This is a genomic window from Actinacidiphila sp. bgisy167 (genome assembly GCF_965342175.1).
GTDB lineage: Bacteria > Actinomycetota > Actinomycetes > Streptomycetales > Streptomycetaceae > Actinacidiphila.
On the sequence record NZ_CBDRBL010000010.1, the window covers coordinates 61008 to 74443 of the forward strand.

The 13436-nt window shown below is 72.7% G+C and carries 8 protein-coding genes; 4 read left to right on the top strand and 4 right to left on the bottom strand.

The window, feature by feature from the left end; all coding sequences use genetic code 11:
- Window positions 1–30 precede the first annotated feature (30 nt).
- Window positions 31–3414, bottom strand: coding sequence for a S8 family peptidase (locus ACRWND_RS06295; protein WP_431946784.1), 3384 nt, complete (start codon window positions 3412–3414; stop codon window positions 31–33).
- Window positions 3415–3652: 238 nt separating this feature from the next.
- Between ACRWND_RS06295 and ACRWND_RS06300 the strand changes: the two genes are divergently transcribed.
- Both ACRWND_RS06300 and ACRWND_RS06305 read left to right on the top strand, forming a co-directional pair.
- Window positions 3653–3886 (top strand): hypothetical protein, encoded by a 234-nt coding sequence (locus ACRWND_RS06300; RefSeq protein ID WP_431946786.1) that lies wholly within the window; start codon window positions 3653–3655, stop codon window positions 3884–3886.
- Between the two features lie 72 nt (window positions 3887–3958).
- Complete coding sequence (locus tag ACRWND_RS06305; RefSeq protein ID WP_431946788.1) at window positions 3959–4591, top strand: DUF6518 family protein; 633 nt, start codon at window positions 3959–3961, stop codon at window positions 4589–4591.
- A 492-nt stretch (window positions 4592–5083) separates the two neighbouring features.
- On the opposite strand, the gene ACRWND_RS06310 is transcribed toward ACRWND_RS06305, so the two are convergent.
- Window positions 5084–5905 carry an MBL fold metallo-hydrolase gene (locus tag ACRWND_RS06310; protein WP_431946790.1) on the bottom strand — a complete coding sequence of 274 codons (822 nt, stop codon included), beginning with the start codon at window positions 5903–5905 and terminating at the stop codon, window positions 5084–5086.
- A gap of 517 nt (window positions 5906–6422) precedes the next feature.
- The gene (locus ACRWND_RS06315) at window positions 6423–7742 is read right to left on the bottom strand and encodes an epoxide hydrolase family protein (RefSeq protein ID WP_431946791.1); all 1320 of its coding nucleotides are present in this window, start codon (window positions 7740–7742) and stop codon (window positions 6423–6425) included.
- 287 nt (window positions 7743–8029) lie between these two features.
- Here ACRWND_RS06315 and ACRWND_RS06320 point away from each other — a divergent pair, with 287 nt between their 5' ends.
- Together ACRWND_RS06320 and ACRWND_RS06325 are read left to right on the top strand one after the other, a co-directional pair.
- Window positions 8030–8467, top strand: a complete 438-nt coding sequence (locus ACRWND_RS06320; RefSeq protein ID WP_431946793.1) for a TIGR03618 family F420-dependent PPOX class oxidoreductase — start codon at window positions 8030–8032, stop codon at window positions 8465–8467.
- Between the two features lie 143 nt (window positions 8468–8610).
- A complete protein-coding gene (locus ACRWND_RS06325) occupies window positions 8611–9525 on the top strand; it encodes an NAD-dependent protein deacetylase (RefSeq protein ID WP_431946795.1) in 915 nt (304 codons plus the stop codon).
- Window positions 9526–9650: 125 nt separating this feature from the next.
- On the opposite strand, the gene ACRWND_RS06330 is transcribed toward ACRWND_RS06325, so the two are convergent.
- Window positions 9651–13373, bottom strand: a complete 3723-nt coding sequence (locus tag ACRWND_RS06330; protein ID WP_431946797.1) for a S8 family serine peptidase — start codon at window positions 13371–13373, stop codon at window positions 9651–9653.
- Between the last annotated feature and the right edge of the window lie 63 nt (window positions 13374–13436).

Below are 13436 nucleotides of genomic sequence, written 5' to 3' on the forward strand. Positions count from 1 at the left end.
GACCGGCGGGCCCTGCCGTGCGGTTCGGGACTACTTGAGGAGGTAGGCCTTCACGACGGTCTGCCGGAAGGAGTTGCCGGCGGTGTCCTTGACGTACGTGCGGAAGCTGACGGATCCGCCCTTGGCGTTGCGCGGGTGGTCCACGGTCACGGTGCGCTCGGTGCCGGAGCCGGCGACCTCGGCCGGGCGCCAGGTCCTCCCCTCGTCGTAGGAGACCTCGGTGGTGAAGGTGCGGATCGCCACCTCCGCGGCGCCCACGGGACGCTGGATGACCACCGGCACGCGGAGCTTGTGCCCGGCCCGGGCGCGGTTCCACTCGTCGAGCTCGGGGGCCATGCGCACCGCGTACAGCGGCAGCGCCTGACGTGCCGTCGGGGTCTGCGACCGGAACCGCCACTCGGCCCGCAACTGCGTGGAGACGGAGCTGCGCGGGGCCAGATCGCGGTCCTGCTCGAGCGTCAGGCGGTAGTCGGCGGGCTCGGTGTCCTCCGGCACGGCGGCGTACCCGTAGAGGTAGGGGACCTCCTCGCCGTTGCGTGACAGCTCCCACTTCGGCTCACTGCTGCTGCTTGTCCCGGCCAGCAGGTCCATGCCTCCGTTGGCGGCCTCCTGGACGCCGAACCACATGTCACCGCCCTCGCGGTAGGTGTCCATCTGCTCGGGCGAGAAGCCGACGGCCTGCACCGCCTGGTTCCAGCGCTCCTCGAACGCGCCCCCGGCCCGGTAGCCGCGCAGGGTGCTCAGGTACATCTGTCCGCGCGGGCTGTCCGGGTCGAAGATGTTCCACTGGTCGAAGCCGGTCTGCCAGCGCAGGCCATCGGCGGCCGAGAAGTAGTCGACCCGCCGGTCCGGCAGGCGCAGCCCGTCCATCCGCTGCAGGGGGAACCGGACGTTGTCGACGTACATGTAGAGCAGGCGCGTCGCGGTGGTGCCGGGCGCGGTGGCGGCGAAGGTGGTGGTCACCGCGGCCAGTTCGGACTTGCGGGGACGGTAGCCGGGGTCGGCCGGGATGGCGCCGTGCACCGGCCGGGTCAGGTAGTAGGCGGAGGAGGGGTTGCCGCCGCCCGGGGCGGGTTCGCCCCAGACCGAGCTCACCAGGTAGGTGAACGCGGAGTCCTTGGCCCGTGCCGTGGGGGTGGCGTACAGGTTCTCGATGTGGTCGTCGCCGACCGCGTCGTTCACGGTGACGGACAGCAGTTCGTCACCCTGGCTGATGGTGCCGATCTCCGTCGAGATGATCCGGGCGGTCCGGCTGGGGGCGGAGATCGTGACGGGCTTGGCGGCACGGGCGTCGATGACCGCCGACCGGTCGGCGGTCGTGACGACCTTCGGCACACCCACGACGGTGGCCTCGGTGAAGTCGCCGTCGAAGAAGAAACCGCTCACCGAGTAGGTCCCGTTGGGCAGGCGCAGCGCGGTGCCGGCCTTGCCGAGCAGTTCGCGCTCGTAGGTCCTGCCGTCGGCGGAGTCGATCAGCAGGTAGGCGTACTCGGGGGCCTCGCCGGCGCGGTCCTTCAGCTCCAGGCGCAGCTCGTGGGAGGGCTGCTCCAGGTCCATGCCGAACGGGACCCGGACCGACACACCGCCGTCGGTGGTGGTCGCGCGGACGACACCGCTGTAAGCGGCGTACGCGGTGGTGGCCCGCGGGTCCACGGTGAGGGTCACGTCCGCGCTTTCGCCGGCCGGCACGGTGACCTGATCGGCGCTGAGCCGGAAGAGCCCCTGCGGCGCGGGCTCGCCGAGTCTGCCGTGGCGCGCGGTGTGCGTCAGGTGCAGGGTGACCGGCGCGGTGCCCGGGTTGCGGTAGGTGATGGTCTCGGCCACCGGCGGCCGTTCGCCGTCGGACCACTGGAGGAGGCCGAAGTCCAGGGCGGTGGGCTCGGCGGTGACCTGCTGGTCGACGGCGCGGGCGAGGTCGACGCGGCCCGCGCCCTGGTAGTAGGCGCCGAGCTCCTTGGCGCCGGCGGTGGAGTGCATCAACTGCCGCTTGACCTGCTCCGGAGTCCAGTCCGGGTGCTGCTGGAACATGATGGCCGCGGCGCCGGCGACGTGCGGGGTGGCCATCGAGGTGCCGCTCATCGCGACATAGCCGTCATCGGCGGAGGTCCCGCCGGCCATGGCGGCGGTGACGTTCACACCCGGGGCGATGAGGTCGGGCTTGAGCCCCGAGTCACCGGTGCGCGGACCGACCGAGCTGAACTCGGCGCGGTCGTCGTCGGCCTCGGCGGCGCCCACGGCCAGGGCCCGGTCGGCGGAGGCCGGCGAGGAGACCGGGCTGCTCGCCCCGTTGTTGCCGGCGGCTGCGACGACCAGCGTGCCGTAGTCACGCGTGACGGCCTCGATCATGGCCTCCATCGCGTCGGTGTCGGGGGTGTCGGTATCGCCCAGGCTGAGGTTGACCACCTTCGCGCCCTGCCGGGCGGCCCAGGCGAGCCCCTCGATGACGGCGGAGTTGTCGCAGCTGCCGTCCGCCGTGCAGACCTTGCCCGCGAGGATCCGCGCCCCGGGCGCCACACCCTTGTACCGGCCCCCGGAGGCCGCACCAGAACCGGCCACCGTGGACGCCACATGGGTGCCGTGACCGTTCCGGTCGGCGGCGTCCGGCTCGCTGGTGAAATTCGCCGAGTCCACCACCAGCCCCTTCAGGTCCGGGTGGTTCGGGTCGTAACCGGTGTCCAACACCGCGACCTTGACCCCGTCACCGGTCAGGCCCTTCTCCCACGCGTGCGGCGCGCCGACGCGCGGCACCGTCGTGTCGAGCTGCACCTTGGCGCGGCCGTCGAGCCACACCCGGCGCACCCCCGCGCCGAAGGCCGCCGCGCCCGCCTCGCCGGGGGCGATGCCCTTCCAGAAGGCGCCCGCGTCCTCGCGGCGTTCGGACAGCGTGGCGAAGGAGGTCCCGGCGATGGTGTCGACCTCGCCGGCGCCCGCCGCGGACAGCCGCCGCTGGGCGGTGGCGGCGTCACCGGTGTACTGGACGATCAGCGGCAGACTCTCGCGCCGCCCGTGCTCGCCGTTCGCCAGCGCCGTGACGTTGAACAGCGCACGGTCCACGCGGTCCGCGGCGAGCAGCGGCAGCGCGTCGACGGGTATGACCGTCCACTCGCCGCGGTGCTGCCGCTTGACGAACCTGATGTCCGCGCGGCCCTCGGCGGGCTCGACCGACACGCTCTGCCTGCCCGAGGGGTCCGTCTCGAGCGTGACCTTGTCCCCTGTGATCAGGGTGACCTGCCGCCGCGCGGTTCGGTCTCCTTCGGCCTGGCCCTGCGCCGTCACGGTGCCCGGCCCGGTTCCGTGGGCGGTGCCGGGGGTCACGGTCAGTCCCGCCAGCAGGGCCGCGAGGGCCGCCGCCGCCACCAACTGCGGCCGGGGGCTTGTGACACCCGTCCGCCATCTGTTGTCCATGTGCCTCATGGGGGCAGCGTGACCCCCGGTGCCCGCCGTGGTCAGCCCCATGGAGCTGGCGTTCACAGGACAAGTCACCTTTGCGCCACGGCGCGCAGCGTCCGACGGGGCCTCGCGCGGTCGAGAGGCCGACGCGGTCGGCCGGCCCTCGTCGCCGTCGCGCCGTCACATTCGTGCGAGCGGCCTCGTCTACGTGGTGTCGGAGCCCGTGCGCCCGCCCGTCCCCGTAGTGCGAGGAGAACCCACGATGACCGGTCAGCCGACCGCTGAGGACCTCACCTGCCCGGCCGACGCCGAGGAATCGGCGGTCGACGACCTCACCCGCCTCGTCGAGGCCGTCGCCCGCTCCACCGGCGACTCGCCGGAATCGGTCGTGGCGGGGCTGTCGGACGACATCGTGGCCGGGCTGTTCGTCTTCCTTCGGGCGCACCGCGCGGACGAGGCCGGCCGGCGCGCGGCGCGGCAGCCCGGCGTGCGGTGAGCGCGGCCGGCTGCGGTCCTTGCACCATCGCTTATGCACTGGATGTATAGACGGCATGTATAGTCAGGGGTCATGGTCACCACTCTCGCGCCCCGCCGTGGCGGCACAGCCGCCGTCCAGGCCGCCGCCGTGATGGCCTTCGGGCTGCTGCTCGGCTGGGCCACCTATCGTCTGCACGGCACCTCACCCTGGTTGGAGCGGGCGACCAACTCGTCGTCGACGTGGATCCTGTGGACGGCCGCTGCGGGTGCGCTGATCCCGGTGAGGGCCCTGGCCGTCTGGGGTGGCGCGGCGATGATGCTCGCCACCTGCTGCGGCTACTACACGGCATCCGCACTCGGGCACACCTTCGGAGCCGGGGGGCTGGGAACCGCCGCCGTGTGGGGTGCGGCGGGGCTCGCCGGAGGACCGCTGCTGGGATGGGCCGGATGGACGGTGCGGCGCGGGCAGGGCGCCGTCAGGGCCGTCGCCGGGGCCGTGATCGCCATGGTGGTGCCGGCTGAGGGCCTCTGGCTGGGGCTGACCCTCCGTTACTGGGGAGAAGCGGCCGTCTTCCTGTCCGCCGGCGCGCTGCTGACCGCCCTCCTGACCGTCTGCCTGGCGCGCGCCGGGGTGCGCCGCTTCTGGTTGTGCCCCCTGCTGACCCCGGCGGGCGCTTTCGTCCTCTACCTCGCCGAGCTCTACGTCCTCGACGCGCTGCTGTGAGGAGGGCTGAGGTGTCGGGCCCCGCCGCCTGCTTCCGGGTGGGGCGGGGCCGGGCGCCGGTGGGCGCGTCAGTCGAAGAGTTCCTCGACGAGGTCCTCCGCGGCCTCACCGCCGATCTCCTCGGCGATCTCCTCCACGATCTCCTCGACGATATCCCCGAAGATGTCGTCCATGTCCTGAACCCTCCCTGACTGTCGCGCGGCGCGCTGTCCACCGACCCGGACAAGCCCGTGATCGTCCGTTCAACGTACCGCTTCCGGGCGGGGGTTGCCGCATGCGGGCGGTGAGGCGCGGATCGCGTCAGAGGCCGTCGGCCGGCCTCGCCCGCCGCGCCCGCCGCGCCCGCGACGACTCCGGCCGCCGGCCGGAAGCCGCCCCGCCGTCCGCGGGAAGCCTCGTCGGCGGGCTCGCCCCCCTGGGTGACCCGCGATGGTGACGTCGCCTCGCCCGCGTCGCCCGCCGCCCCTGCCGCGCCCGCCTCGCCCGTCGCGGTCAGCGCGTGGCGACGGGTCGGCCCAGGTCGATCCACTCGCCGTTGCCCGCCGTGCGCAGGCGCCGGGCGAGACCGGCGTCGTCGAAGGCCCGCTCGATGTCGGAGCGGCCCTCGCTGAAGTGCGCCCATCCGTCGCAGTGAGCGGCCACCACCACCGGCGACCCCAGCACCGCGGCGGCGGCGCTGGCCCGCTGCGCGGTGAGCGTCAGCGGTCGGCCGCGCATCTTCGACGGCACGCGCGCGGCGCCCACGAACAGCACGGCCACGTCGACGGGCGGCATGCGGCGGGCGACCTCCGCCACCACGGCGAGTGAGGCGTTGTCACCGCTGACGTAGACGGTGGGGAGTCCGTCACCGGACAGGACGAAGCCGGTGACCTCGCAGTTCACATGGCCCTGCTCGTCGCGCTCCCCGTCGTCGGGGCCGTGCTGGGCGGGGACCGCGTGGACGGCGACGGTGCCGCCGGAGGGACGGGGGATCTCCACGCTCTCCCAGAGCGGCAGCGCCTGGGCCGGGGGGCCCAGACGCCGTGCTGCGGCGGGGCCGGTCAGCACCAGGGGCGTACCGAGGGCGAAGGCGCGGCCCCGCGTGTCCAGGTTGTCGGGGTGGAGGTCGTGGCTGACCAGGACGGCGTCCACCCGTCCGAGGTCGTCCTCCGCGGCCGCGGGTCCCGCGGTCTTGGTGAGGTATCCGTGCTCGCCCGGGTCGTCGAAGGTGGGATCGGCCACCAGGCGCAGCCCGCCGATGTCGATCACCGTGGTGGGTCCCCCGAGGACGCTGACCGCCCCCGGGTGGCGGGCGGGAGTGACCCGATCGTTCATGACGGCACCTTTCCGGTGGGGATGTCCCACCGTACCCGCTGACGCCGGTCCTGCCGTCCGTCGCCGCGTTCCGTCGCGCGGCCCCCACCGGCAGGCGCCCCGCGGCGGCGGCTGCCGCCCCGTCAGGGGCCGTGCGCCCTCGGACGCCGGGGTCGGCGACGGCCGGTGCGGCCGTCGGCACCCGGCGGAGCGGCAGGCCCGGCGAGCGGCTGGACCGAAGCGGTCGCTCGTCGCGGGTGACGGCAAATCAAACTACTTGCCCGTAATTTCCTTCAATGTTCTACTACTAATTGCACGGGCAAGCACCGCGGTGTGGGGACGCCCCTTGCCCGGAACATGGGGACGCGGCCTTGCGGTGATGAGCCACCGCGAGGCCGCACATGGCATGCCGTGCGGAGCCCGTTCTGTCGCGGCCCGTCACAGCACCTCGAGCAGGCGCTCGGCCAGTCGGACGGCGAAGGCCCGGTACCGCCCGGTTGCGCGCCTTCCCGGAGACGGGGGCCGCTTCGCTCCTGCGCTACTTGCCCGGCGTTCCGGAATCGCGCAGGGCCGAGAACGCGGCGCGCAGTTCCCTGGTGAAGATGCCGGGGACCTCCCAGGCCGCGAAGTGCCCGCCGCGAGGCGCCCTGTTGAAGTAGACGAGGTCGTGGTAGGCCCGTTCCGCCCAGCTGAGCGGTGCCTGGTAGATCTCGCCGGGGAACACCGTGATGGCCGCGGGGATCGACACCGACACGGCGTTGAAGTTGTTCGCGTTGTTCTCCCAGTACAGGCGTGAGGAGGAGACCGCGGTGTCGGTCAGCCAGTAGAGGCTGATGTCGTCGAGGATCTCGTCCTTGGTGAGCACTCGAAGCGGGTCGCCGTCGCTGTCGGTCCACGCGGCGATCTTGTCGTACATCCAGGCGGCCAGACCGGCGGGGGAGTCCGTCAGCCCGTAGCCCTCGGTCTGCGGGCGGGTGACCATCATCGCCGAGTAGCCCGAGCCCCTCTGGTAGAAGGCGTTGAGCTTGTCGTACGCGGCCTTCTCCTCCTTGGACAGGCCGCGTGGCGCCGGGTCCTGGCACTGCAGCTTCTCGGCGATGTCCGGGGGGACGGTGGCCGGCATGGTGACGTGGATGCCGATCAGGCCGGGAGGCTTCTGCGCCGCCATCTTGTCCGACACCACCGCGCCCCAGTCGCCGCCCTGCGAGACATAGCGGTCGTACCCCAGGCGCCGCATCAGCACCGCCCAGGCGCGGGCGATGCGATCGGGGTTCCAGCCGGTGGTGGTGGGCCGCTCGGAGAAGCCGTAGCCGGGCATCGAGGGGATGACGAGGTGGAACGCGTCCCGCGCGCGGCCGCCATGGGCGGTGGGATCGCTGAGCGGGCCGATGACCTTGAGGAATTCCAAGACCGAGCCGGGCCAGCCGTGGGTAAGGATCATCGGCAGGGCGTCCTGGTGGCGGGACCGTACGTGGATGAAATGGATGTCGAGCCCGTCGATCCTGGTCTTGTACTGCGGCAGCGAATTGAGCTTCCCCTCGATCTTCCGCCAGTCGTAGTCCTTCGCCCAGTAGCGCATGAGGTCGTGCATCGTGCCCAGTCGGACGCCCTGAGACCCGTCGCGGACGGTCTCACGGTCGGGCCAGCGCGTCGCATCGACGCGGCGGCGAAGCTCGGCGAGATCCGCTTCCGGGATGTCGATGTGGAAAGGCCGAACGCCGGCGTCGTCCGCCGCCGCCATCGCCGTCTCCGACCTGCGCGATGCCAAGCCGAAGGCCCCCGTGGTCGCGGCGGTCGTCACGGCGGCGGAGGAGAGCAGAATCTTTCGCCTGGAAAGCACATTGGAAAAGCCGGGCATGTCAGATCTCCGGTCGTCCCGATGATGGTGGGCAGTCCCGTGCCGCCTCCCTCATGGGCGTCGACGGACATGCCGCTCGGAATCGCCGCATGTCGAGGGAGCGCGGCGAGACGAGACGCTATGAGGCCTTTCCTGCCCCTGCAACTCGTCAGCGCGGGCCGGTACCCCGCGGCCCCTGGCGCCGCCGAGTGCTGACGCCGCCGACGTGTCATCGTGGTTCTCACGACGCTGCGGGCACGCGCGGGTCACCTCGCGCGGCCCGCGCCCGAGACGGCAGGGGAGACCGAGTGGCATCGTTGCGCGACTTCGCGGAGCTCGCCCGCACCGAGCAGGGCCTCGGCGTGGTGTCGACGCTCCGCGCCGACCGGAGCATCCAGTCCTCCGTGGTCAACCTCGGGGTCATGGGGCATCCGCTCGCCGATGGCGAGGTGGTGGCGTTCGTGACGTACGGCAGGGTCAAGCTCGGCAACCTCAGGGAGCGCCCGCGGCTCGCCGCCTGTGTGCGCTCCGGGTGGCGCTGGGTGACGGTGGAGGGCGCGGCCGGGATCATCGGCCCCGATGACCCGCACCCGGCGTTCGACGCGGACAGGACCCGCCTGCTGCTCCGCGAGATCTTCACCGCGGCGGGCGGCACCCATGACGACTGGGACGAGTACGACAGGGTCATGGCCGCGGACCGCCGGGCGGCCGTCCTGGTGCGCCCCGAGAGGGTCTACGGCGTCTGAACGCGTCCGCCGCCGCGCTCTGCCGGACCGCGACCGCGGACGGGGCACGCCGACGCCGCGGTCACGGCTCGGCCGGTGCGCGGGGCGGTGCGCTCGACGCAGGGTGACGCGGGGCACGGTGGGCTGTTGCGTACCCTTGCGGCATGCGCATGCGCCCCACATTGAGCTGGACGCCCACCGAGGACCTGCCGCCGGGCACCGCGGACGTCGGTCCCGTCGCCGAGGCGCTGGACGGCGGCGGTGTGCTCGTGCTCAGCGGGGCGGGCATCTCCACCGAGTCCGGCATCCCCGACTACCGGGGCGAGGGCGGCAGCCTGAGCCGGCACACCCCGATGACCTACCAGGACTTCGTCGGCGGCGCCCAGGCCCGGCGGCGCTACTGGGCCCGCAGCCACCTCGGGTGGCGTACCTTCGGCCGCGCCCGCCCCAACGCCGGGCACCGGGCGGTGGCCGCCTTCGAACGGCACGGACTGCTCAAGGGAGTGATCACCCAGAACGTCGACGGTCTGCACCAGGCCGCCGGCAGCGAGGGCGTCGTGGAGCTCCACGGGAGCCTGGCCAGGGTCGTCTGCCTCACCTGCGGCGCCCTCACCTCGCGCGGCGAAGTCGCCCGGCGGCTGGAGGAGGCCAACGCCGGCTTCGAGCCGGTGGCGGCGGGGATCAACCCCGACGGGGACGCCGACCTCACCGACGAGCAGGTCGGCGACTTCCTTGTCGTGCCCTGCGCGGTCTGCGGCGGCGTCCTCAAGCCGGACGTGGTGTTCTTCGGCGAGTCCGTGCCGCCCCGGCGGGTCGAGCACTGCCGCGAACTGGTCCGTGGGGCGACCGCGCTGCTCGTCCTCGGCTCCTCCCTGACGGTGATGTCCGGGCTGCGCTTCGTCCGGCAGGCGGCCGAGGCGGGGAAGCCGGTGCTGATCGTCAACCGGGACGAGACCCGCGGCGACCGCTACGCCCTCAGCCGGGTCGCGCTCCCGCTGGGGGCCGCCCTCACCGCCGTGGCCGACCGGCTGGGCGTCCCCCTCGACGGCCAGGAGGCTGGGGCCCCGGCGAACCGGTGACGGCGGGCCGGGGCCGTGCCGGGTGGGTGCGGCGCGAGCACGGGGCCGGTCCGTCCGCGGTCGTTCGCCGCCGACGGACCGGCCCACTGCTGCACGGATGCCCGGGGCCCTGAGAGGGCCCCGTCTCAGCGCAGGCCGAAGGCCCGGATCACCGTCTGGTGCACGGCGTTGCCCGCCGAGTCCTTCGCGGTCGCACGCAGTGAGACGAAGGACGCCTTGTGCGGGGCGTCCAGGCGGAAGCGGCCGTCCGCGCCGCCGCCGGCGGCCTTGTGCCAGGTCCGGCCGTCGTCGTAGGAGAGCTCCAGGCCGGCCTTTCCGATCGTGCCGGTGAGCCCGGCGCCCCACAGGTGGGCGGCGGTGACGGACAGGGCGTCGTGCCGTCCCGCGCGTCCCGCGGCGTCCGTGCCGACCCGGTAGTCGAGCTGCAGCAGCGGCAGAACTCCGGTGGCGGCGTCGGTCGGCGCCTCCGAGACGAAGTCCCACTCGGTGCGTGTCCGCGTGGAGTACGGGGTGTAGTCCACGTTCCGCTCACTGGTGACGACCAGCCTGTACGGCAGCTTGCCGGCGCTCGGCGCGTCGCCGAAGACGTTCGTGAAGTTCCCTTGTGCCAGTTGGGTGGCGCCCTGGTACAGGGTCTGCTGCTGGGTACCGGCCGGGTCCTGGTTCCACCCGACGTGGTTGCCGCCGCCCCAGCCCGGGATGTCGATGTACATCTGGTCGCCCTTGCGGGAGGGCGGGACGTTGTTGAAGAAGGTGTCGTTGAGGAAGGGGCGCTGGATCGGCTTGAACCACTCCTCGGACTGCCTGCTGCCGGCCCGGTAGGCGGTCCTGGCACCCTCCTCGAAGCCCACCGATTCGGCGTTCACTTGCTGGTGCCAGCTGACGCCGTCGGTCGACACCCAGTCGGTCCGCTTCCCGTTCGCGGGCTCCGGCATGAGGGGGCCGGAGGTCCAGTCGACGCCGTCGAGCCACTCGTAGCGGAACTCGCTGCCGGGTACGTCCCGCTTGGGGCTCGCGAAGGTGACGTCGATCCGGGCCAGGTTCTTCGCGTCGCCCTTGACCGTCATCTTCGACGGGATCTCGTTGTGCCAGACGTGCGCGAGGTCGTAGACGTACGGGCTCGCGGTCTCGGATTCGACGGTGATCGCGGTCTGGCCGGCCTCGACCTGCCGGATCAGCTGCTCGCCTTCGTCGGCGCCGAGCAGACCGACGTCGAGAGCGACGGCCCGCTGGCCCCATGGCGCGTAGGAGCGCAGCGGACGGCCGTACCCGTTCTCCACCACCAGCATGAGCTTCGCGCCGGCGGCGATCGCGTGTGCCGCCTGGTCGATGTCGCTGACCTCGTCGCTGTGCCGGACCACCACGGCCTTGCCGCGGGCGTCGAGGTGGGCGTAGTCCGCGCTTGAGCCCTGGCCCGCGAGGACCAGCGGCAGTTCGTGGGTTCCCCTGGCCAGCGGGGTGACGCCCTCCTGGCGGAGGATGCCGGTGAACTCGGTCGAGCGGGTGGACACCGCCAGCGCCGGCTTCTCGCTGCGCCAACGGGCCGTCAGCTGGAAGTCCCCGTGGGTGACCTTGCGGCTGGTGGGCTGCGCCCAGATGCTGTCGTAGTACACGCCGTCGGCGGACAGACCCGACCTGACGCCGTTCATCACGCGGTTGTAACCCAGCTTCTGGAACGTCACGTCACTGCGCTGCGGGGTGGTCATCTCGATGCGCTTGGCCTTGGACGCGTCGAACGTGACCGTGGCGTCGTGGTCCAGCATGACGTCGGGGTCGCCCAGCAGGGCCAGGCCCTTGGAACGGGGACCGCCGGCGCCCTGAACCTCCTGGTAGGAGAGCACCGAGTACAGGTCGTCAGGCAGGAACAGCTCCTCGGTGCCCGAGGGTCCGACGGACAGGATGAAAGGGTTCGTGTCGCCGGCCCGGAGCAGCCAGAAGTCGCCGGACGTGGGATTGCCCTCGGAGTCCTTGAACCTCAGGGTCAGTTTGTGCATCGTGGCGAAGCCGAGGGCGACGGCGGTGTGCGCCACGGGCCTGCCGACCGTGTCGGTCGCGATGATCCGGCCCGAGTAGTGGTTCCCGGAGGTGCCCGCGGCTCCGTCGATCGTCACCGTGACCTCGGCGGTGCCGTGTGCGGGCACGACCACGTGGGAGGCCGACAGGCGGAACATCCCGTCCGGGGCCTGCGCCGCGTCGACGGACAGGGTGAGCGAGACCGGCGTGGCGGTCATGTTGGTGTAGGCCACCGGGCGCGAAGTGGCGCCGCCCCCGGCCTGGGCCGCGTAGGCGGTGGCCGAGGCGAAGACTCCGGCCTGTGCTGCCGCCGCGACGTCCAGCCGGCCGCTCCCCGCCTCGAAGGCGTCGTATGCCGGGGTCTGCCGGGAGCTGCTGGCCAGCAGGTCCTTCAACTGCGCACCGCTGAGGTCCGGGTGGGCCGCGGCGAGCAGGGCGGCGGCGCCCGCGACGTGCGGGGTGGCCATGGAGGTGCCGCTCATCGACTGGTAGGCGCCCTGGCCGTTGCCGGTGAATCGGGAGTTGGCCGCGAGGATGTCGACGCCGGGGGCGGTGATCTCCGGCTTCAGCGCGCCGTCGATGCGGGGGCCCCGGCTCGAGAAGGACGCGAGGGAGTCGGCGGAGTCGACCGCGCCCACGGTGAGCGCGGACGTGGCCGTTCCCGGTGCGCCGACGGTGCCCGGACCTCCCACGTTGCCCGCGGCGACCACGAACAGCGCGCCGGTCTGGGCGCTCAGCCGGTCGATGGCCTGGCTTATCGGGTCGGTCCCGTCGGACGGCTGGTCGGTGCCGAGGCTCATGTTGATGATCTTGGCGTGCTGGTCGAGGGCCGCCCACTCCATGCCGGCGAGCGCATAGGAGATGTTTCCGCCGCCGGAGTTGTCGAGCACCTTGCCCACGTGCAGCCGGGCGCCCGGCGCGACGCCCTTCTCCTTGCCGCCGGAGGCCGCACCGGTGCCGGCGATGATCGAGGCGACGTGGGTGCCGTGCCCGGCATAGTCGTCGGTGTTCTCGTCCGGCACGAAGCTCTGCCGGCTGACGATGCGGTCCGCCAGGTCCGGGTGGCCCGCGTCGACGCCGGTGTCGAGGACGGCGACGTCCACGCCCTCGCCGGTGTCACCGCCCTGCCAGACCTGCGGGGCGCCTATCTGCGCGGTGCTGTCGGCGAGGTCGGCGCGGATGGGCGCGTCGAGCCAGATGTGCGCGATGCCGCCGCCGAAGGACGGCCGGGTGTTCCGGGCCCTGGCGCCGTCCCCTGTGGCCGTCCCGGCCACGGACTTCCAGAAGTCGTCCGCGCGCGAGCGGTCCGCGGTCAGGGCCGCGCCCTGGATGCTGTCGAGATTCCGCACCCTGGTCGCGCCAACGGGAACGGCGGACGCGCGACGCGCGGCACCGGCCTGCGTGTAGGAGACGATCAGCGGCAGCCGGTCGCTGTGCGCGTCGTCGTACCCGTCCGCTACGAGGTCGGTGATGTTGAACAGCTCCCGGTCCAGGGCGCCTTGGGCCAGGTAGGGCAGCACGGACACGGGGTAGACGTACAGGTCGTCGCCCGCCGTGACGATGCGGGTCGGCGTCGGCAGCCCGTCGGCGCCGCGCACGGTGACGGTGCCGCCGGACCGCCCCAGCCCTCGCGCCGCCTGACGGGTGCGCACCACGTCGCCGGTGATCAGCGTGACGGAGTGCTCGCCGGCGGGCACCTCGGCCGCGGCGGAGGCGGGCGGGGGAGCGGGAGTGCCGGAAGAGGTCGCGGCTCGCGCCGTGACAGGGTTCACGAGGGCGAGCACGGAGGCTCCGGCGATGGCCGGGACGCTCCAGCGTCTCAGGTGTCTGTTCAAGGTGTCCCCGGTAAGGGTCCGGGCAGAGGGCGATCGACCTCTGCCGTTCAAGGGCGCCGGCCG